The sequence below is a fragment of the Paenibacillus tundrae genome, assembly GCF_030812775.1.
In the GTDB taxonomy this organism is placed as follows: Bacteria; Bacillota; Bacilli; order Paenibacillales; family Paenibacillaceae; genus Paenibacillus; species Paenibacillus tundrae_A.
This window is the reverse complement of record NZ_JAUSTI010000015.1, coordinates 19,192-40,654: the sequence shown is the minus strand read 5'-3', so window position 1 is coordinate 40,654 and position 21,463 is coordinate 19,192. Positions and strand designations below refer to the sequence as shown.

The window sequence follows — 21,463 nt, the reverse complement described above, 5'->3', positions numbered from 1 at the left end:
AGAGTCCAACAAAAGGAAGGTTTTGACCGCTCTATTTATTTTGGATACTCATATGCTTTATTAGAATGTTCTTATTCAGAGAATCGCGCTGCTTGGCGCTGTGCAATACGATTTGTGATTAACTCATGACTTGCGTCAATATCTTCCGGTGTGCAAGCAGATTTAAGCTCATATACTTTTACCGGGGAATGTTCAATGATATCCAGAAATGAATCAAAGAATGTCATATCGTTACTATGTACATATGGACACCAGTGATCCGACAAACCAACCGTTTCATGGATATGCACACCAACGACGTTATCGATCAATGCATTAGCTTCACGTACATTATCATACAGTCCCATGCGATCCATCATCATGCCATGACCAATATCGTACCAGAGTCCGAGGGGTGCACCCTTCAGATTATCGATCAGGATTGCTGCCTCCTGTAAGGTCGGCATCTGATAACAGCGTGATCTCGTCTCGATTCCAAAATTCACTCCATATCCACGCTGCTCAGAAATTTCGCATACCTCTTCCAGACTTTGTTGAATTCGTTTCAAATAGTGCGCACTACCCGCTTCCCGCTTTTCCAGCATTTCCTGCCATAAAGCTTGATATGCCGGAGAGTCTTTCCCCTGGTCATGATAGATTTTTTTGAGTTCTTCATCCACATTATATTCAAATGGAACTTCCCCTGGATGAACCACGACAGCCTGTGCGCCATAACGGTGTGCATACTCAGCTGAACGGAGCAATAATTCAATAGCTCGTTTCCGGCGAGGCTCATCATCGAAACCGAGCAGTACAGAATCCGTACCGTAATCCGGGTCAACCACATGAGGAAACGTATTGTGTACACTGGAGATGCCAATCTCTCCCCGCTCAATCATAGGTTCAATCGTCCGCAGCAGTTCAGCCGTAACATTATAGTTTAATTCCACTCGTCTAAATCCTAACGACTTAATCTCCTGAATCATGCTTGATCCTGTCGTCTGACGTTTAATATTCCAGCACGTCGAGAAGGAATATTCCTGTTTGTCGGTATACATGTCATGTCCTCCATATCGATGTGATTCGGTCATTTGTGCGACTGCGCTACATTCATCTTTCATCTGTACATGTTCAATTAGGTAACGTTTAATTGAACGTTGATCACGTTACAATACTTCGTTATTGAAAGTTCAACTTAAATCGCATCATATTGGAACTTACTCCGGGTACATATCGATAGATGATCTCGGTATATTCAGGATAGTTAAGTACCGTTGGAGCAGGCGCTTCAGCCGTCACTGCACATAGCAACCCCGGTAAGCTCCACTGATGATCTTGAATGTTATCCTTTTCTATGAATGGGCCCCTGATCTCAAAATAAACTTCAATCTCATCCGTTGTCTCTAAACGAACCTCGATCATTAATGAATCTTCCGTCAGATCAGCTTCAAATGTGATCCCCCGGAGATGTGTATTCCAGCCTTCTCCCACCTCCCGGCGCGTCAATCGCAGATCATATCGGTCACCCTGATCCGATTGCCAATGGATCGTAGCGGGAAACATCTGTCCATTGGTATTGCGGCTGCCTGACATCGCCCCCATCATTCGCTTCTCACCGATCCACGCTGTAGCGGTACATAGATTACGATTCGACGTAGGTTCGTTGCGTTCACATAATTCAATGAACTGCTTCTGTACGAGTCGGTTTCCTTGATGTTCCTTCAGATAAGGGATCACCTCTAATGGCGCTTCTCCCCCTATTAATGCAATTAAAGGCCCATGCTCCACTTCACAATTAACATCAGCCAAGTGTACATACACTTCACCTAATAGGAGATAGATGAACATGCCCACCGAACTGTGTGCTGTCATCTCCATATCATAAGCCCGGGCGAAGGGACCGGACAGATTTTCCAAATTAGCATTGTAGAACAGCGCAATATTGTTCCAAAGCCCCGCTTCGACCATACGACCAATTTCAATAAACTGTGCAGTACTTCCATATGTTCTCCACATCCCGAGTACCGTGAGATCCACCCCGTAATAGGTGGTCGAATTGAATTCAGCAAAGCTGTCATAGACCATGAATTCTTTCAGCATACGCTCAGCCTGCTCAGCCGAATGGGCGATCCAATCTTGATGCTTGAACCGATGTCCGTAGAAATGCGTGATAAAAATATGCATCAGTTCAATATTCGTATTCATCGGAATGACGTCCGACTTAAAGCGATCCACTGAAGCCGCGACAGCCAGCTTCATCGCATACTCCATCTGCTCAACTAACTGCTGCGGTAATCGGTGAGAGAATTCAGCGAGAATCACTGCAAAAGCACAGGCAATAAATTCACGCCAATTGGGATCATAACTTGTCCACACTGGAGGCAAAACCTGATCCATCGCGGATTGGAACAGTTTCTTCACTTGTTTTCGCTCTGCAGATTCATTCAGTATGGATTCTTCGTTCCATAATGCATCAATAAACTTGGCTGACACCTTTTCGAACGTACGCTCCAAAAAATAGGCAGTTCCTGGCGCAAACTCTTTCCAATTGTAGTTACCTCTTGGTGGATCACTCACATCTGGACGAGTACGAAATGTCCCATGATATATTTCATCTGGAGCTTCATATTGCATGGCAAGCACCTTTTGAATCACTTGCTCCGCACGATGCACATCCCCTTCACCGTTACGAAGAAGGAGCCCGAGTGCATAGTGGGCACTCCCCCGCGTGTCCAGCTCTTCCGTATTTTCGTACCCTTGAATGAGTTTGGCTTCGTCAACATAATGACCATCCATATAAATCATCGATTGATTCACAAGATGTTGCTGCGCTTTGGTCATATGCTCTAACACTTGTTCTGTCATCTTCAATGCGCATCCCCCTCAAAATTCAGCCTTTTACAGCACCTACCATAACTCCACTAATAAAATACCGTTGCAACCAAGGGTACACGAGCAAAATCGGTAATGTAGAGAAGATGACGCTAGCTGCTTTCAGACTTTCCGGAAGAACTTTAACAGAACCTATGCCTTCGTTCTGCATCAATTCAGTAATTTGGTTTTGCTGGATCATCTGATACATTTTTAATTGCAATGGAAACAGATCAGGTTTGGTAATATACATTAGCGCATCTTGGAAACCGTTCCAGCGTCCAACAGCATAGAATAGACTTAGGGTTGCCATGACCGGCAAGGACAAAGGCAAAATAATGCGTAACAGCGTTCCAAAATGTGTACTTCCATCGATCTGGGCAGCCTCCTCCAAACTTTCCGGAATGCCTTTGAAGAACGTAATCAAGATGATCATATAAAATGGACTAATCAGACCCGGAAGAACAAGTCCCCATGTGCTATCCAGTAAGTGAAGGTTTTTGATCAGAATGTACTCTGGAATAATCCCACCACTAAAAAACATCGTAACGACGATAACAAGCATGAACCATTTCCGTCCTTTGAGACTGCTCTTAGCAAGCGGGTATGCCGCTGCAATCGTCATCACCATACTGAGCACTGTGGTTAATACCGTTAACCATACCGTGTATAGAAGTGAACGAATCATCGACGTATCGGCAAACACTTTGGCGTAAGCTTCAAATGATAACTCTTTTGGAAAAAATGAAACCTCCCCTGAACCGATCGCCCGGTTCGAACTAAGTGAGATAGCAATAATGTGAATGAATGGCGCAAGACACAGTACCATCGCAATGATAATAAGAATAACGTTCACCGTGTTAAAAATCCGATTGGCTGTGTTCTCAGACATGCCTGCCACCCCTTACTCTTCAGCTATAAGTAAATGAACTATAAAAACCAATTAGATATTTCAACTGTTCCACCAATTACATAATGCTCTCATCCGTTAGTTTCTTGGATGCATAGTTAGCTCCTAAGATGAACACAAGTCCTACAATGGCTTGGAACAAACCTACCGCAGTCGCAAGAGTGACCTGACCGGACTGGAGTCCAATACGGTATACAAACGTGCTGAGCACATCCGAATATTCCCGTACAGCAACGTTACCAATAATGAAGGGACGATCAAAACCGATAGAGATCATGTTACCGACATTGATAATGAGCAAGGTAACAATTGTTGTTTTGATGCCTGGAAGTGAGATATGCCAGATTCGGCGCAGACGACTTGCACCATCTACTTCCGCTGCTTCAAACAGTTCCCTATTAATTCCCGTTAAGGATGCTAGATAGAGAATGGTTCCCCAGCCTGCGCTTTGCCATACCCCAACCGCCAGGTACGTGAAGAGCCAGTAGTTTTTGTCACTCAGGAACGGCAGCGGATCCAAGCCGAAGCTTATCAGTACATTGTTAATGAACCCGGATTGTGTGCCGAATACCTGAAGTACGATCCCTCCGATAATAACCCATGAGATAAAGTGTGGGATGTACAGCAACGTTTGAGCCATCTTTTTGAACCAAGCCTTCTTCAGTTCGAAGAGTAGAATCGCCAATATTAAAGGTGCCGGGAATGACACAATAAGATCTAGAAAGTTCAGCATAATGGTGTTGCGGAGAGCATCGAAGAAATCCTGATTTTGGAACACTTCTCGAAATGCTTCTAGTCCAATCCATTCACTACCAGCAATACCCTGAAAGAAGTTAAAGTCTTTAAAAGCGATCTGCACTCCATACATTGGCCCGTATTTAAAAATAATGAAGTAAATCATGGGCAGCAGGAGCAAAGCATACAATTGCCAGTTTCTACGGAGATACGTACCATTCTTCATCCACTCTTCCCCCCATATCAGACATGTTCCGGAAAGTCAGTGTCTTGTGGGATCACTGCTCTCCAGATTCGTGTCTCTGTCATACTTCATCAATATATATCTCAGTCGTAATACGTTCGAATTATTTCATCTCGTTGTAGGCCGCTGTACGCTCGTCCAGAATAGCCTGACCACCACTTGCCATATAATCCTTCATCATATTCTCATACGTCGCTTCAAAATCGGCCGGTTTAGCAATGGTTGTTTTTACGATAAACTCCTGGAACTTATCTCTTAGTCCATTACCATACTTCGCTTCAGCTTCAATAGGTTTAGGGAAACGCACAGGCTGGATCGTATCGGTGTTCGAGATCGCTACTGATTTACGCATATCATCGCGATACTTCGATTCCACCTGAACAACATAAGCTTCTTCATTTTTCTTATCGTCTCCAACGTACTTCCCGTTAACGATAATGGCGATGTCACCTGCATTGTAGATCCGACCGGAGATCTCTGGTGAAGCGTCGTCTTTAATCAACGGCACACCGTCAACAAGTTCATAGTTTTCATTTTCAACACCGAATTGCAGATCGAACAGATTGTTGCCCGAAGCCATCCAATCCAGATACTTCATTGCATTTTCCCCGTTCTGACTTGATTTTGGAATCATGACATACATTGCATTGGGTGCGTATGCCGGTTTAGCAAACTTACCTTCTGAGTTTTGGAATGCATCGATTGGGGTCATGACAGCATCAGACTGATTGGTTTGCAGGTTTTTGTAAGTGCCAGAGATATAGATTTCCCCTGCATCTTCAGAGTAAAAACCAACCTTACCGTTCGATACATCTTCCCATAGCTTCTTCTTGTCTTTGTCGAGCCCAAAGTCTTTGCTCATTAATCCTTCGTTATAGAGTGTATTCATATATTGAAGACCTTCTTTGAAACCAGGTAACAGTGTTGGATAATCATTAGAACCGAGTTGTTGGGTTAATGTATACCGCTGTTCTTCGGTCAATGGTTCAATGAAAGACCAGAGTAACGGCTCATACTGTGCAGAGGCAATGGACATCCCGAATGGAATCAGACTTGCCCCCATATTGCCTGGATCTTTTTCTTTGAATGCCTTCAATGTAGCGTGCAATTCTTCCGCCGTTTGCGGAGCAGGCAAGCCTAACTTATCTAACCAGTCCTGACGGACATAGGATGCGTATTTACCCAACACTAGACGTTTGCCTGGAACGGCGAACTGCTGACCATCATATTGACCATAAGCCAGCGTTTCATCTCCAAGTAACTTCTTCAGATTCGTACCATGCTGATCAATCAGTTCGGTAAGCTCTGTTAGCCCGCCTTGTTGAGCGTAACGATTGAACGTGCCCGAATCGTACGTGAATACAATATCAGGAACTTCTGAGCCACTCGCCATCAGAACATTAAGCTTCTGTACTTCTTCAGAGCGTGGAACCGGAACGAATTGAACATCAATATTATTCGGTGTGCCGAACTTCTCTTGAATGAATCGGGTTAGATAACTATCTGAGATGGTGTAACCTGCAGGTGTATTACCCCGGTCAAATATTTCTACTTTTAACGTTGTTTTATCCCCCGCGCCTGTTCCTCCTGTTGACGAAACAGATTCACTTCCTGACGAACACGCAGATAATAATAGAGAGAATGCGGTGACCACTGCAAGAACCGAACTTGATTTTCTTCCCCAACGTTTTTGTAATAACTTCATCTGACCTTTCCCCTTTCGCACACACTCTGATTAGATTCACAGCAATGACATGCCAACTCGGATGTCCACTCCCCGTTTGTTGCACCTGTGAATGTCACTAATTATTACATCGAAACTATGAAAAGCACAATAAACTATTTTCAAATGTAAGCAAACGCTTCCAAATGATGCGTTTATAGCGAAAATAAACTGAAATCCTGCAATTATACAATTTTCTTGAGTTATATGTAACTTATATGTTCAAAGAATAAACTCATGATGTTATTAATATGTAAGTTTTAACGAATTATAGTCATTATCTTTTCCTATTCGGTTTAGTCTAAATGGATTTATCTCCATACAAAAAGACCACCATTAACCGTGGTCTCCATTGCCCAAGATGTACATTGTAAGTACATCTTGGTTTATTTTAAGTTTAATCTCATATCTGTCCTCGTTAACGTATCAGCAACATAGCCTGGAAAGACCTTAGCTTTCATGTTTACCATGTTGCTTGCGGTAATCGCCAGGAGTAAACCCTGTAATCCGTTTGAAAACTCTCCCGAACGAAATGGCGTTTGCATATCCCACCTGCGGAGCAATATCTTGAACGGTTGTATCGGACGAGGTCAGCAGTCGGCATGCCTTTTCAACTCGCAACTTCATTAGAAAATCAACAAATTTCATATCAAATTCTTCTTTGAACAGATAACTTGCATACTTGCCAGAGATTTGAAAACGATCACTAAGATGTTTAAGAGACAGATCAGGATCATCAAAATGTTCTTCAATATAGGTTCGCAGCTCATTAATCATCGCTCTATGGCTCTTCGTCTCATGAACAGATACATAGTTCCGATAGAGCTCTTTCAGCCAGCCTAATAAAATCTCTCGGATATGAACTAACGTATCTGCCTGCTGAATCTCGCTGCGCAGCGTGTCTAGAACTTCCTCATTAAACTGGCCCTGTAATCGTTCAGACCAATCACCAAATTCACGCGATAACATCTGTATTAGAGCCTGAAGCATCATTCGAATCTCATTATCCTTGATCTGCTCCTCACTAAAGGCAATAAACATTTCGTCCAATTTTACACGCCAGCCATCACCGGTTAACCTAAATTCTCGAACAATGTCAGCCAACATTTGCAAATACTTGTAGGATTGCAGTTCCGCACGATCTGGCAATTGCTCACTTAAGACGATGGCATCTTTCCCCAATGTCAGTCGATGCTGTAAGCCTGCGTCCGCACTCGTATACGATTGCGTAATCTGCTCCCATCCCGTAACAGTGCGTCCAATCCCAAACGTGAATCGAATGCGGAAATGTTCCGCGATCCACATATGTAGCTGTTTCGCCAGCTCCATTAGCATTTCGCGGTCTAACCCTTCCTTTTCATCCGAGGTGATGACCACAACAAGTCTACGATTGCCAAACCATTCGGCCCATGCACCTAAATTGGGCTCGTTGTGTACAAGCTCCTCCACGACATTCATGATTGCGAGTTTCAATATACTCTGATTCGATGACAGATCCTCACTATTCATCTCAGCAATCAATACAGCAACGCTTGCAGGTTCCATGAAACGTTCATCAAGTGGCCTCAGGTGACGCAGTCTTTGGCGAAATGAATCCATTCGTTCGCCTTCCATCAGATCGACGAGTAGCTGTCTACGGTGAATAAGGAGGTTTTCATGGTGCTGCTTCTCATAATCTACCGTCTGCGCGATAAGATGTTCCAACGCCCGATCAATGAGAGCCAATTCATCCTTAACCGAAGGTGTCGCTTCATCTTCTTCTGCGCGTGGTTGCAACGCCTGAATTCGGTTCATCATCAACTGAATGGGTCTATAATTCCGGCGAGTAATATAGATAATCCCAGCGATAGCGCCAACGATCGTAAGCACTCCGATGCCAATCCATACATAAGAGATTAAGGATACCCAAGCATACAATTGCCCGGATTGAATCCCACTCTCAAAGACTATGCCAAGATTGTCAGCAGACACCCGATTCAGAACTTCACCGACAGAGCCATCTGTTGCATGTGTCTTATAGATGATACGCTCACTGGGATCTTTTATCTGAATAAAAGATAATTGTTCATTCGTCATGGCTTCAATCTGACGCTGCACGGCATACATTTTCACTGAAATAACGAGTAAACCCTCACCACCCCACGGCAGAGGTAACCACTTATTCATGCTAATGACTTGGGTTGGCGTATCAAATGAACGTTCTTTATAATCTCGGGGCAGATTCCAATTCAGATTTTGGCGACTGTTCAACGATTGTTCGATATATGCACGATCTTCGAAGTCCTCCACACGAACCAAACCTCTTGAGGTCAAAATTTGAGAATCAGACGTGCGATACAGGTAAATGGATTGGATCATATCTTGCTGATCCGTCATTTGGGCTAATCCACTTGCAGCATCGTAAATAAATTGTGTTGATTGTTGCCTTTGACCCGCTTCTAGAAAGCGACTATAAAGTTTATTCGAGCCGATGTCTTCCAGTAAACGAAGTTCGATATCCCCCAGTTGGCGTTCCAATGTATCCACAATATAACGAGTTGAGATCAGATCAGCTTTTTTCGTTTCGTTGCGCGAGAGTTCATTAACAATCAGGAAGGAGAGAAAAATCAAGACGGAGATTGTCAGCAAAAAAATAGGAAAATATGAATATAACAGTTTTGAATACCAATTCCGTTTCAAATGTATTTTCAAAAGCATCCTCTCCTTCCACTTCATGCTGTAATTACAAAATTAGAACATGCTTCTGACCGCTGGTTTGGCTCCATTGTTGAGCTCTCTTCCTCTAAATTAGTTCAACGATTGTTGAGTCTTGGCCTGTCTGCTAACGAAAAACAAAATAAATGCTCCCAACGCAGCGCTGATTGTACAAGCCAAATACATAAGTGAAGGCCCACCTGAATCTAATAAATAACCATTTAACATGTTGCCTACAATGCCACCAAGTCCTGCGAATACCATATTAAATAGGCTTTGACCTGTCGCTTGCATTTCCCGTCCTGTAACGGAAGCTACATATTCAACGGCTGCGATATAAAAGAACCCAAAGGATAGCCCATGTAATACTTGAATCCCGATCATTACTTCGGGTGTTGGCCAGAGCCATTGTATCCCCCAACGAAGCATATACGCGCCTGCAGCCAATAACATGGTTCGTTCATGTCCCCATTTTCGAAGAATAAATGCAGCAGCAAGCATGGATGGCACATTCGTTATAGAGGCTAGGAGCAGTGCTGTGCCTGTCATAGCAACAGATCCACCTGCCATTTGAAATGATATGACAAAAAAGGAGTTAAACGCCGTTAGCGTTTGATTCACTAGGAAACAGCCGATTAAAAATAGAAGGAATGTTCGGTTACGCAACAATCTTGCTAATCCTACGGAGAAGGTCACCGAGGAAGAAGAAATACTGGTTTGCCGGGGAAGTGTGCTGGCCAGAATGGCGCTTAGCACATTAAATACTAGAAAGGGCAGCCATAACATATGAATGGAGAATTGGGAGAGATATATCCCGGCTGCAAATCCTCCAAGCCCTGTTCCTAAACTTCCAAACAATCGAATCATACCATAGGAAGTATTGGCTGCCTTAGCTGCGGTAACTGCATAAGAGTCAGCAACAGGGATCTGAGTTACTTGAAATATAGTGCATAAAGTATAAATCAATATTAATATAATGTACACTTCAATATTATAGAAATACGCTAACAACGCAGGAACTAGCAAACTTATTACTAACACAAAGCGAGTTTTTTTAAACTTATCTACCATAATCCCCCATATCGGTTGAAGGATTATGGATATAAGTGTGCCAAACGCCATAATAAATCCGGTCTCTTTACTAGAGAAGCCTTGTGCCACCAAAATCGGATTAATATAGGGATTGAATATCCCTCCAGCAAGTCCCATAAACAAATATAGACCCTGCAGTTTCATTAATACATGCCTTGCTTCGTTGGAATCGGCTTTTTCTATCTCTGTGTATGCCTTCATATGTCTTCTCATCCGGATCTCCATCCTTTAATCCTGTAATGGCATCTCTTTCTATATAAGTTGTATATAAGTTCAACCTAAGAACGCTTATCTGACCACTCCAATAATAGAATAACATTCCGTTTGCTGTTCAAATGGGGTCACATCTTACCGTTTGGCAATCTCAAGCGGATCGCCGCCAATGCGCCGATGGCCCCTGCCGTATTGCCAAGTTCAGCGACAACGACTTTTGTAGCCAATGTGGTATATCGACTTAGACGGTTGCGTACCTCATTTAAGTAATACTCAGGATTAGAAGCTGCTACACCGCCTCCAACGACAATAATGGATGGATTGAGTAGTGCGACAATATTAGCCAGCCCTCTCGCCATATATTGTAATGGCACCTCCAGAATCTCAAGAGCGGCAACATCGCCAGCTTCAGCAGCTTTGAACACATGCCGAGCCTCAATCTGGCTTATGTCTCCATCGGCAAGGCTATGAAGTAACGAGTGTGTATTGCCAGCTCCATCTGTAAAATAACGTCGTGCCTGTTGCGTAATGCCTGTACCTGATGTATTTAGCTCGAACGCACCAAATGTATCTGAAGATGCCTTGTACTGACTATTAATTCCTTCGTCTCCAACAATAAAATGTCCAATTTCTCCTGCAGCTCCGTCTTGTCCACTATATAATTGTCCGTTAAGAATAAGCGCCGAACCGATCCCTGTCCCCACCGTCACCATCACACAGTGTCGATGACCCTGTGCTGCACCACGATCGAATTCTCCCATGGCTGCCATATTTACATCGTTATCGAGATAGATATCTCCATTAAAATATGCTGCAATCACAGGTCTGATATCTTCCTCTGCCCACTGGAACACTGGCGCATTGCGAAGAATTCCTTCATCATTGAGGATAACGCCTGGAAAGCCCATCCCTATTCCATTTACCAGAGCTATTTCAATTCCACTATCCCTACAAAATTCGGCGACTTCATCAAATAACCACTTAAAGAATGCATCCGGTTGCTCTGCCGCAGAGGTTGGAATCTTCCGCTCCCGTACTTCACTGCCTGGTTTTTCCGATGACAATAACATCAATGTTTTGGTACCACCAATATCAATTCCCATGACCCAACGATCTAAAGCATCAGCTTGACCATGAGAACGTACTGGCTCTGTTGCGCGAAGAGGTTTTTGAGGTCTAGTCCCTTGAGTATTACTGTTAAAATTATTCATTCTCTGTCCCTACCTCTCGTCCTTATTGTCAGTCCATCATTCGTCTGTCTCTTGTTGGAGCTTTAGCATGGTTTGCTGTAGAGCAATATGCACCGCGCCAGTCACAACTGTCCGTTCACCAAGCTTGGAGCAGATTAATTCAGGTTGAACAGGGAATTGTTCGTTCATTATCTCTTGCAGGTAAGGCAATAACACGTCTCCGTTACCTCCGATCCCTCCACCAAGTACAATTAAATGTGGCGCCAGAAGCACGCTGATATTTCGCAATGTTAATGCCAGCATCTGACAGTACTTTTTGATAACCTCCACAGCATAACTGTTCCCCAGACGAGCCGCCTCAAACAACTTCTCAGGAGTTAGTTGACTACGTAGCTCTATGATCCTTGGGTCGTTATGCTGAAGCTGAGCTTCATCCAGTAGATTGGTGGCCATATCTGTCAAACCACCAGCAGACAGAACGTCCTCTAATCTTCGCCCCTCCTGCATCATCTCTGCTACTTCTCCAGTTAGCCCTCTCATGCCACGCAATAATTGACCATTCACCATAATACCCGCACCAGTGCCCACTCCAAGAGAAATAAATACAAACAGTTCTGAATCGGATGCTGCACCATCCCTGTATTCCCCTAACGCAGCCAGATTGACGTCATTATCCAAGATCACTTCACAGGGAAAAGCGGCGGATAGGGAATCCAGGGACAACGCTTGTTCTAGCCCAGCTAGAGGGTCTACAATCCGACTGATCTCTCCGGAGCCAGGCAGAACAACACCAGGAATACCAAACCCTATACACTGAACCTCGTTCCAATTCAGATGATTATGCTGCAATAGTTCATCCAGGTGCTTCTGAACCGTCTGGAGTAATTGTTCCCCTTGCCCAGGCTCCGACTGCTGAATAGACATCGGATAGGTTTGGTAATCTAAGATTTCTCCATTCAGGTTAGATAGAGCTATGCGAATTCGGGTAGCTCCGATATCAACCCCGCAGATGTAATAGGCTAGTTCATTGAAACGAATGAGCGTGGCTTTGCGTCCTTGTGCATTTTCCGCTCTTCCTGTTTCCAACACGAGATTTCGTGCAATTAAATGTTCTACTGCCGACGATACCGTAGGTTTGCTCAGTCCGGTCTGCCGGCTGATATCCGCTCTAGACAACATCCCATGAGCAATCAGGGCATCAAGAATTAGATTCTCGTTCAGATTGCGTATGTATTGCGGTGTACCAGCCACCTGAATCACCTCCTTATAATAGTTAGTTAAGTTTATTAACTAATTGTATTCAATATAGCATCGAGATTGGGGTGTGTACAGCGTTTTGTCTGTAAATTCGTCTGTGACTTTATATACAATCTAATCTATCTCACCATAGAAAAAGCTGCAGTGTGTAGACACCACAGCTCTCACATATTTCATTTTAATTCCCATTATGATTTGGACAGTTCAATAAATCCTTCTCCAAATACGTCACGTACATCATGAATCGTAATAAAAGCAATTTCGTCCTCTGCACGTACAATTTTCTTCAACATGGATACCTCTTGTTTACTAATAACTATATAGAGGATTTCTTTTGGGTTTTTCGTATAATAACCGTGCCCGGACAAAACAGTAACCCCGCGATCCATCTTCTCAATAACTTGCTTGGCAATCGCATCCTGTTTGGTCGAAATTATCGTGACTGCTTTTTTTGGATTCAAACCTTCAATAATAAACTCCATCGTTTTGGTACCTACAAAGAGCATCACGATCGTGCACATCAATCCTTGTGGTCCTATAATGAAGAAAGACGAGAACGCTACAATCAGATCGAAGAACAATAACCCATAACTGATATTCCAGTCCAAGTACTTATTTGCCAGACGAGCTAGTATTACAGTCCCTGCTGTAGTTCCTCCTACTCTTACAATCAATCCAATCCCTAGACCGGCAAATAATCCACCAAAAATCGTATTAATCCAGAGTTCATGCGAATCAATCGTCCAGCTCTCTGTTAAATGTAGAAATAACGAGTTAAATACGACGGCAACAATCGTATAAATCGTCGTTGTTCTATCCAGAAATTTATAACCTACAATCAATAATATCCCATTGAGCAGCAAGTTCATTAATCCAGGCGACCACTCAAAGAGATAATACAAAATAATCGTAATCCCTGTTACGCCGCCCTCAGCCAGATCATTCGGGATGACAAACAGATTAACAGCCAGCGCAAATAGAAATGCACCCGCCATAATAAATAAAATATCCGTTATTCTTTTCTTCATCATGCATTCCATCCAATCCATCAAAAATTCAACCTATACTTCATAACTCATAAGTTGTCATGTTTTACTCCAAAATAGATTCTACCATGTCATCGCCAAAATTTGTATACAAAATACAAACTGTTACACAAATTGTACAAAGGATTTTAATAATATGTTTCGATCCCCGCCATACACGCATTTTATATCCTATCTGTATATGATAAATGTCATGGTCGATCCTTGATATTTATCATGATAAAGCATGACATTTATGACTTACTGTCACGAGCTGATTCTTTTACAATAATAAAAACGCTTCCCAAATAGACTCTAACGGGAAACGAGAGTTACAACTTAAAGCCCGAGTTCATACTCGTAAAGTTGTAATGATTGAAGGAGGACATTCGCTAATGAGCAAAACGAAAGAAATGGCATTAAAAAAAGAAGTCACCCCTTATGAAAAAAACAATCTCAAATTAAGTATCCAACAAATGATTAATACTCTGATCCCATTATTCTTGCTGTGGGCGGCAGCATATTATAGCTTATCCATATCCTACTGGCTGACATTACCGATCGCTCTTGTAGCCTCGGGATTTGTACTTCGAACGTTTATTATTTTCCATGACTGCTGCCATGGTTCATTCTTCAAAAGCAAACGTGCAAACGACATATTGGGAACCATTACGGGTGTAGTGACCCTGACACCTTATCTGCAATGGAAAAATGAGCACTCCATTCATCACGCTACCAGCAGTAATCTGGATAAACGCGGTGTGGGTGATATATGGATTATGACTGTGGAAGAATACCAAGCCGCTTCCCCTTGGGTTCGCTTGTTCTATCGTGTTTATCGCAATCCACTTGTGATGTTTGGCATTGGTCCATTCTATGTGTTCCTCGTTGCTTACCGATTTAATCGTAAGGCAGCACGACGCAAAGAGCGCATCAATACTCACTTAACTACAGTTCTCATCATCGGTCTTTATGCACTTATGTGCTGGTTGATTGGCTGGCAGGCATTTGTCCTGGTACAGATACCTGTTTTCTTCTTCTCTGGTTTCTTCGGCATCTGGTTGTTCTACGTGCAGCATCAGTTTGAAGAAACTTACTTCGAGCATGAAGATGAGTGGAGTTATGTCAAAGCTGCTGTGGAAGGAAGCTCGTACTACAAGCTACCCAAACTGCTTCAATGGATCAGTGGTAACATTGGTTTCCACCATGTGCATCATCTGAGTCCTCGTGTACCGAACTATTATCTTGAAGAGGCACATAATTCAACACCACCTTTGCAAAAAGCAACGACAATCACTTTACGTTCAAGTCTAGCTGCTTTGCGATTCCGCCTGTGGGACGAAGAATCTAAGCAATTTATTAGTTTCAGACAGATCAAGAGTCTTCCCCGCAAGCCTTATGTTCAACCAACAATTCGTGTAACCAACCAAGCGGGTCTGACAGAGAAGCCTTAACTCTGTCGGATTCGTTTTCTTGTATTCAAGCCAAAGTCGTGCTACAGTCAGGCTAAGTTTGAGTACACTATAGACACGGTTCAAAATCAGTGTGTTTGAGCAGTGCCTTATAGTTCCAAGGAGGAGAATTTCCATTCAGAAGTGGTCGCAACTTTTTTATAAAAACACAGGATTAAACCCCTATGTATGGCTTGTTTTCTTCATACTGCCGTTCTATTATATCTCCCAATATTCTAAATTGTGGACTTTAGTTACGGGGATTGTCATCATCCTGGTGTTCTTTGTGTGTTATCTGCTCGCCTTCATCACCAAGGGCTGGCAGGTTTACATGTGGATCGGACTTTTAATTGCCATTTCCATTACGATGACTATCGCCTATGACTATGCTTATTTCTCTTTGTTTCTTGCTTTCTTTATTGGAAATATTAAAAATAAAGCAGGATTCATCACATTATATTCGGTGAATCTGGGAACCAGTTTTCTGACGATTAATTATGGCTTTATCAATCAAAGCTCATTGCTACTTAGTCAATTTCCGTTTGTCTTCATCTGTCTCATGGCCTCCATCCTACTTCCGGTCAGTACGTATAACAAAAATAAGCGTGAACAATTGGAAGGCCAATTGGAAAATGCCAATAAACGTCTAGATGATCTAGTCAAAATGGAAGAACGCCAACGGATCGCACGTGATCTGCATGATACCCTTGGACAAAAGCTCTCCTTAATCGGCCTCAAAACCGATTTGGCGAAACGTCTGCTTCGTATGAATCCAGACCAAGCTGAAATTGAATTGAATGATCTGAGGCAGACGGCAAGCACAGCCCTCAAGGAAGTACGTGAGATGGTTACAACGATGCGCGGCACTCAGTTAGTTGACGAATTATTCCGAGCCGAACAAATTCTGAAGGCGGCCTCCATTGATTTTGTATTGGAAGGCAATCCTAAATTGCAGGATACCTCTCAGCTTAACGAGAATGTGCTGGGCATGTGTCTGAAAGAAGCTGTTACGAATGTTGTTAAGCATAGTCAGGCAACGGAATGCACCATCCGTCTTCAAGAGACCCCCTCAGCCAACATTCTGACGGTTCAGGATAATGGCATAGGTATAGAACGAACACGTAAACAAGATCGGCGCGGTACTGGCATATTAGGCATGAAAGAACGTTTAGAATTCGTCAATGGCTGTCTGGATATTCAATCTGGAGAGGACATGGAAGGAACGCGCATTGCCATCCAAGTACCGAAACTGGTTCGCAAACCGATAAAGGAGGAAGAACAATGATCCGAATCGTAATCGCCGAAGATCAGCGTATGATGTTAGGCGCCTTATCTTCCCTGCTCAATCTGGAGGAGGATATGGAGGTTGTCGGACAAGCGGGCAATGGTCAAGAAGCCCTTGACCTTGTTCAAGAGCTCAAACCGGATATCTGTCTGATGGATATCGAAATGCCTGTCAAAAGCGGTCTGGAGGCCGCTGAAGAAATGAAAGGTCTGAACTGTAAAGTTATTATTCTGACTACGTTTGCACGAACCGGCTACTTTGAACGTGCTTTGAAAGGCGGCGTACGTGGATATCTACTGAAAGATAGTCCAATTGAGGAGCTGGCTGAAGCCATCCGCCAAGTGATGAACGGACGACGCATCTTTGCACCGGATTTGGTGGACGAGGCATATGTAGAAGAGAATCCACTCACCGAACGTGAGCACGCTGTACTTGGTCTGATGGCAGATGGGAAGAATACCAAGGAAATTGCAGGTCATTTATTTATCACAACAGGAACGGTACGCAACTATATTTCCATTATTCTCAATAAACTCAATGCAAGCAACCGCATTGAAGCCATTACTCGCTCTAAAGAAAAGGGCTGGTTTAAATGAAAGCACCGCTTTAAATCATTAAGAACGAAATAAAAGCTTGGTCAGGAAATGAGGTTAGTCCCCTCATTCCTGCCAAGCTTTTTTTTATTGGATCTTCTGATTCCAAGTAGTCCTACACATGCCTTTTAGGATACCAGGATAACGATCTTATTTCACAGATGCCACAATACCTAGTGCTTCATTAGGTACCAAAGAAGTCTTCAATTGGTGAATCTGCTGACCATTCTGCCATGAAATAACGACATTCACCGATTTACCGCCACTCGGATAATTCACGCTAACGAATCCCTTGTCTTTCGGTGCTGGTAAGGTATGTGACTCTAGATATTCCACCATCTTCTTCGCAATGCCAGGATTGTTCATATTATCCTCGGATACAGAGCGGATCTGAAGTGTCCATCTACCTTCCATCCACGTCAGGTACTGGCTGCCAGCTGCACCTTCCACCATGCCCTTAATGCCGTGACCAAGATCAACTGTCATCTCTTGTGGGATGTTGTTCAGATCCGTTTCAGGGAAAATTCCTGTAGAATCTGGATCCTTGTAAGTTTTGACTTCGTAGGATGCCAGCGGTGTTAGACCGCTACTGGAGGAAAGCGATGAATCATTAACAGGTAGAGCCTTGTCCGTAGCATAAAAGTTAACTTGAAAATCAGCAGCCGTATTCGTCCCAATATATGCTCCTAAGTGTTTGCCTTTTTCTAAATTGAATGAAGTTGGCATAACTACATTTTTCATTTTAACTTGAGAACGTATTTCTTTAACTACATCGCTAATGGTAGCCTCATGCTGTGAAGTCTCTGCACTTCCACTCTTTGTTCCAGATGTTTCTGTATTAGAAGTAGTAGCGGTATCTCCATTGGACGTATCTGTATTACTCGTTGCTCCCCCTGCATTGCTTTGACTAGCAGTGGAGTCTATACTATTGTTTCCTGAGCCTATTTGATCTCCAGCGGTTGCCGAAGGTGTGTGCTCTGCTGCTGTATTGGTGTCTTGACCACCACATCCCGCAAGCGCAAGGAGAACTGCTGTCGTAACAGGAATAATAACCCATCGTTTTTGTTTTCTCATGTTGTGTTCCTCCTCTAATCCGTCCTTGAATGTCATTTCTACGTCATTCGTATGTCTTATCGTTTGTCATTCCAAAAGTTCACCGGTTGCACACTCTTGTTCAATACTTCAAATTTGTACCCCTCGGATTTGAGGGTTTGCAACACTTTCGGTAACACTTTCAAAGTCGCCTCCTGGTCGTGCATCAGTACAATTGGAGTTGTTCCACTTTTTTGGACATTATGAATTTGCTTCATTACACTGTTGTAAACTCTCTGATGGTCTTTCTTGTATTTCCAATCCTCAGAGTCTACATTCCAATCCCACATATGAAATCCACCCTGTGCAAGCATCACGTTCCGATATGGAGCTTTCATATATGGCTTACTGCCATATGGTGTACGTACCAAACTTGTTTTGACACCAGCCACTTTATTCAAACTAACATTGGCCTGTTGCATTTCTTTCAGAGCAGTATAAGGTGTTTTGTAAAACTTGCCCGGAACATGTGTTACGCCATGAAGACCTAAGCCATGCCCGTCAGCAACGATACGCTTCGTCGCTTTTGGATAGGTTTCCATGTGAGGGCCGAGCATGAAGAATGTGGCTTTGGCATGATATTGATCGAGAATATCTAAGAGCTGCCCCGTATGTGCTGTTGGCCCATCGTCGAACGTCAGATATATGATTTTGCTGTTAGCCTTAGCTCCGTTATCTTTCGAAGAAGCTTTAGCAGAAACCGACTGTGGTAGAAGTAATGGAATAATAAGTAGAATAGCAAGTGCGGTGATCCATGATCTGCGGATATGTAACATAAATTGAAGTCTCCCTTGTGTCTTGTATTTCCCCGGGTGTAGAAATCTCTCATTGCATCCCTTGGCGATTAACACCAATTCTATCAAGAAAGATGCCTATCAATCTCGCTTTAAATGCTACGGTCGAGTTACACTTTTGTCAGATTAACCGAAAAAATAAAACGAAAATGATAGATTTGAGTTGAATAATGCCCTGCAGGATAAATAAATAATTACATATTATTCTATTAACCTAATTTGACCCATTTGATAGACTCAGTAAAATTAATTAGAACACAACGCAAAAAAGCCTGCACAGCACAGGCCTCTTGTATGTAAATCTATGTTCGCACAAGCTCAGACGGATTCATATCATTCTCACATCACATGAGCCGAATGTATCGAACCATTCACTCTGCTGGAGCTGTAAATGAGCGTTTAGCAAATTCAGCATCTAGCATATAGAATGCATTGCTGTCTTTCTCGATGCGACGGAGCTTTTGAATGATATTATCAAACAACGCCTCTTCTTCCACCTGCTCATCAATGAACCATTTCAGGAAATACATTGTTGCGTGTTCACGCTCGTTCAATGCAATGTCCGCCAAATTGTAGAACTTCTTCGTATTTTGTTGTTCATGGGCATAACCATGTTCGAACACATCCAACATGGAAGAATACTCATTCTTTGGTTCAGGCAATGCCGCAAGTGTTGCACGTTGTCCGCGGTCATTCAAGAACTTGTAGATTTTCATACCATGAAAACGTTCCTCTTCTGCTTGTACAATGAAGAAGTTAGCAAAACCGTCTAGACTTTTGCTGGAACAGTATGCAGCCATTGCAAGATATACATGAGCTGAATAAAACTCAAAATTCATCTGTTCATTCAGCGCTTCTGTCAGTTCTTTACTCATCGTGAATACACCTCTTACTTTCTCTCGGGATGTTCCTATCTTACCATATTGTCCATAGGACTAACATTGTTTTTCTACAAAATTCGTCAATGACTAGACGCTGGTTTCTCCTATATAATGTCATAGTTACAGGTTCACTATTCCCACCTAGAAAGCAGGTACATCTCTCTTATGCAATCATCAACCGAGCTCAAAAAAACCATTGGTATGCCGCAAGCGGTTGCACTGTATGTAAGTGCTGTTCTCGGCTCGGGTGTCTTAATTGTCCCTGGCCTTGCTGCTGAACTAGCTGGACCGGCTTCGTTATTAGCCTGGGGAGGGATGGTTCTGCTTATCCTTCCACTCGCTTTGTCCATGGGTCTTCTCTCCGCCCGTTATCCGAATGCAGGTGGTGTGTCTCATTTCGTTACACTTGCTTTTGGCTCACGGGCAGGAACGATGATCGGCTGGTTTTTCCTCATGTCTGTGCCCATCGGTGCTCCAGTCGCTTCACTAACCGGTGCAGGCTATATGACGGCTGCTCTTGGACTGGGTGAAGGTGCTCGTATTGCCATTGCAGCCATGATGTTAACGGTGGGACTCCTCATTAATATCGTCGGTATGCAGCTCGCCGGCAAAGTTCAAATCGGCGTTGTCATCGCAATTGTTGCCGTACTGATCATGACCTTTATTCTCGCTGTGCCTCATCTGGATTCCAATCATTTTAAACCCTTAGTGCCCCATGGGTGGGTAAGTGTAGGACAAGCAGGAGCCATATTATTCTGGTGCTTCATCGGCTGGGAGGCTGTATCCCATCTCTCTGAAGAGTTTACCGATCCCGAAAGGCTGCGATCAAAGGTGTGACCATAGCCGCCATTGTTGTCGGCGTACTCTATTTCCTAACGGCTCTTGCCACAGTAGGTACTCAGAGTTATCTGCATGGTGGAGCAGACGTTTCTCTTGTATGGATTATTAGTCAAGCGCTCGGCTCTTGGGGGAGTTTAATCGCAGGTTTAACGGGAGTATTTATCTGCACAGCTACGGTCATCGCTTATACCGGTGCTGCTTCCCGCGTGGCATTTGCACTAGCGAGACAAGGCGCTGCACCCCAATGGCTAACTCGTCTATCCGGTCGTTTCCATACGCCAATTGCAGCACTCGGTTTCCTGGCCATCTGTTTTATCCTCGTTCTCGGCATTTATGGGTCGGGATTGGTTTCCTTAACCACATTGATCCAGCTTCCGAACGCAACCTTTATCCTAACCTATCTAGGAGGTTGCGCAGCAGGGATTCGATTACTTAGAGGCAATCGTGCTGGAGTCGTGATAAGTTGGGTCTCTTTCATCGCTACAGCAGTCATTTTTCCTTTTGTAGGCTGGGCGGTATTATATCCAGTAGTTATCATCATTCTCTATGGGCTACTCAGTCGTAATCGAAAGGCCATCCAATGAAACCACTATA

General features: G+C 43.4%; 16 protein-coding genes and 1 pseudogene. 4 read left to right on the top strand and 13 right to left on the bottom strand.

The window, feature by feature from the left end; all coding sequences use genetic code 11:
• Nucleotides 1-71: 71 nt before the first annotated feature.
• The 10 genes from J2T19_RS21850 to J2T19_RS21805 all read right to left on the bottom strand — a co-directional run bounded on the left by J2T19_RS21850 (nt 72) and on the right by J2T19_RS21805 (nt 13,936).
• Nucleotides 72-1,037, bottom strand: a complete 966-nt coding sequence (locus J2T19_RS21850) for a sugar phosphate isomerase/epimerase family protein (protein WP_307219527.1) — start codon at nt 1,035-1,037, stop codon at nt 72-74.
• Nucleotides 1,038-1,158: 121 nt separating this feature from the next.
• The gene (locus J2T19_RS21845; protein ID WP_307219687.1) at nt 1,159-2,844 is read right to left on the bottom strand and encodes a DUF8769 domain-containing protein; all 1,686 of its coding nucleotides are present in this window, start codon (nt 2,842-2,844) and stop codon (nt 1,159-1,161) included.
• 25 nt (nt 2,845-2,869) lie between these two features.
• Complete coding sequence (locus tag J2T19_RS21840) at nt 2,870-3,742, bottom strand: carbohydrate ABC transporter permease (protein ID WP_056692320.1); 873 nt, start codon at nt 3,740-3,742, stop codon at nt 2,870-2,872.
• Nucleotides 3,743-3,818: 76 nt separating this feature from the next.
• Nucleotides 3,819-4,721, bottom strand: a complete 903-nt coding sequence (locus tag J2T19_RS21835; protein WP_056692323.1) for an ABC transporter permease — start codon at nt 4,719-4,721, stop codon at nt 3,819-3,821.
• A gap of 121 nt (nt 4,722-4,842) precedes the next feature.
• Nucleotides 4,843-6,444 (bottom strand): extracellular solute-binding protein, encoded by a 1,602-nt coding sequence (locus J2T19_RS21830; protein ID WP_307219524.1) that lies wholly within the window; start codon nt 6,442-6,444, stop codon nt 4,843-4,845.
• 468 nt (nt 6,445-6,912) lie between these two features.
• A complete protein-coding gene (locus tag J2T19_RS21825; RefSeq protein ID WP_307219522.1) occupies nt 6,913-9,153 on the bottom strand; it encodes a helix-turn-helix domain-containing protein in 2,241 nt (746 codons plus the stop codon).
• 96 nt (nt 9,154-9,249) lie between these two features.
• Nucleotides 9,250-10,461 (bottom strand): MFS transporter, encoded by a 1,212-nt coding sequence (locus tag J2T19_RS21820; RefSeq protein WP_307219520.1) that lies wholly within the window; start codon nt 10,459-10,461, stop codon nt 9,250-9,252.
• A gap of 128 nt (nt 10,462-10,589) precedes the next feature.
• The gene (locus tag J2T19_RS21815; RefSeq protein WP_307219519.1) at nt 10,590-11,672 is read right to left on the bottom strand and encodes an ROK family protein; all 1,083 of its coding nucleotides are present in this window, start codon (nt 11,670-11,672) and stop codon (nt 10,590-10,592) included.
• A gap of 36 nt (nt 11,673-11,708) precedes the next feature.
• Nucleotides 11,709-12,902 (bottom strand): ROK family transcriptional regulator, encoded by a 1,194-nt coding sequence (locus tag J2T19_RS21810; protein ID WP_307219518.1) that lies wholly within the window; start codon nt 12,900-12,902, stop codon nt 11,709-11,711.
• A gap of 194 nt (nt 12,903-13,096) precedes the next feature.
• The gene (locus tag J2T19_RS21805) at nt 13,097-13,936 is read right to left on the bottom strand and encodes a YitT family protein (protein ID WP_056692613.1); all 840 of its coding nucleotides are present in this window, start codon (nt 13,934-13,936) and stop codon (nt 13,097-13,099) included.
• 392 nt (nt 13,937-14,328) lie between these two features.
• Here J2T19_RS21805 and desA point away from each other — a divergent pair, with 392 nt between their 5' ends.
• The 3 genes from desA (at nt 14,329) to J2T19_RS21790 (ending at nt 17,265) form a co-directional block, all read left to right on the top strand.
• On the top strand, nt 14,329-15,387 hold the full coding sequence (gene desA / locus J2T19_RS21800) for a Delta(5) desaturase DesA (protein WP_307219514.1): 1,059 nt from the start codon (nt 14,329-14,331) through the stop codon (nt 15,385-15,387).
• Between the two features lie 133 nt (nt 15,388-15,520).
• Nucleotides 15,521-16,669 (top strand): sensor histidine kinase, encoded by a 1,149-nt coding sequence (locus J2T19_RS21795; RefSeq protein WP_307219685.1) that lies wholly within the window; start codon nt 15,521-15,523, stop codon nt 16,667-16,669.
• Nucleotides 16,666-17,265, top strand: coding sequence for a response regulator transcription factor (locus J2T19_RS21790; protein WP_307219513.1), 600 nt, complete (start codon nt 16,666-16,668; stop codon nt 17,263-17,265). Before J2T19_RS21795 ends, J2T19_RS21790 begins: the two co-directional genes overlap by 4 nt.
• 147 nt (nt 17,266-17,412) lie before the next feature.
• Here J2T19_RS21790 and J2T19_RS21785 read toward each other — a convergent pair whose 3' ends face one another.
• The 3 genes from J2T19_RS21785 to J2T19_RS21775 form a co-directional block, all read right to left on the bottom strand.
• A complete protein-coding gene (locus J2T19_RS21785) occupies nt 17,413-18,336 on the bottom strand; it encodes a hypothetical protein (protein WP_307219510.1) in 924 nt (307 codons plus the stop codon).
• Nucleotides 18,337-18,392: 56 nt separating this feature from the next.
• Entirely contained in the window at nt 18,393-19,130 is a 738-nt protein-coding gene (locus J2T19_RS21780) for a polysaccharide deacetylase family protein (RefSeq protein WP_307219508.1), read from the bottom strand.
• A 389-nt stretch (nt 19,131-19,519) separates the two neighbouring features.
• Nucleotides 19,520-20,023 (bottom strand): ferritin, encoded by a 504-nt coding sequence (locus J2T19_RS21775; protein WP_056692344.1) that lies wholly within the window; start codon nt 20,021-20,023, stop codon nt 19,520-19,522.
• 171 nt (nt 20,024-20,194) lie between these two features.
• Here J2T19_RS21775 and J2T19_RS21770 point away from each other — a divergent pair.
• Nucleotides 20,195-21,453, top strand: a pseudogene (locus tag J2T19_RS21770) (amino acid permease).
• Nucleotides 21,454-21,463 lie beyond the last annotated feature (10 nt).

Coding starts and splice junctions, on each gene's coding strand:
- J2T19_RS21850 (WP_307219527.1), bottom strand. CDS start 1,037: ATGTATACCGACAAACAGGAATATTCCTTCTCGACGTGCTGGAATATT.
- J2T19_RS21845 (WP_307219687.1), bottom strand. CDS start 2,844: ATGACAGAACAAGTGTTAGAGCATATGACCAAAGCGCAGCAACATCTT.
- J2T19_RS21840 (WP_056692320.1), bottom strand. CDS start 3,742: ATGTCTGAGAACACAGCCAATCGGATTTTTAACACGGTGAACGTTATT.
- J2T19_RS21835 (WP_056692323.1), bottom strand. CDS start 4,721: ATGAAGAATGGTACGTATCTCCGTAGAAACTGGCAATTGTATGCTTTG.
- J2T19_RS21830 (WP_307219524.1), bottom strand. CDS start 6,444: ATGAAGTTATTACAAAAACGTTGGGGAAGAAAATCAAGTTCGGTTCTT.
- J2T19_RS21820 (WP_307219520.1), bottom strand. CDS start 10,461: ATGAGAAGACATATGAAGGCATACACAGAGATAGAAAAAGCCGATTCC.
- J2T19_RS21815 (WP_307219519.1), bottom strand. CDS start 11,672: ATGAATAATTTTAACAGTAATACTCAAGGGACTAGACCTCAAAAACCT.
- J2T19_RS21805 (WP_056692613.1), bottom strand. CDS start 13,936: ATGAAGAAAAGAATAACGGATATTTTATTTATTATGGCGGGTGCATTT.
- desA (WP_307219514.1), top strand. CDS start 14,329: ATGAGCAAAACGAAAGAAATGGCATTAAAAAAAGAAGTCACCCCTTAT.
- J2T19_RS21790 (WP_307219513.1), top strand. CDS start 16,666: ATGATCCGAATCGTAATCGCCGAAGATCAGCGTATGATGTTAGGCGCC.
- J2T19_RS21785 (WP_307219510.1), bottom strand. CDS start 18,336: ATGAGAAAACAAAAACGATGGGTTATTATTCCTGTTACGACAGCAGTT.
- J2T19_RS21780 (WP_307219508.1), bottom strand. CDS start 19,130: ATGTTACATATCCGCAGATCATGGATCACCGCACTTGCTATTCTACTT.
- J2T19_RS21775 (WP_056692344.1), bottom strand. CDS start 20,023: ATGAGTAAAGAACTGACAGAAGCGCTGAATGAACAGATGAATTTTGAG.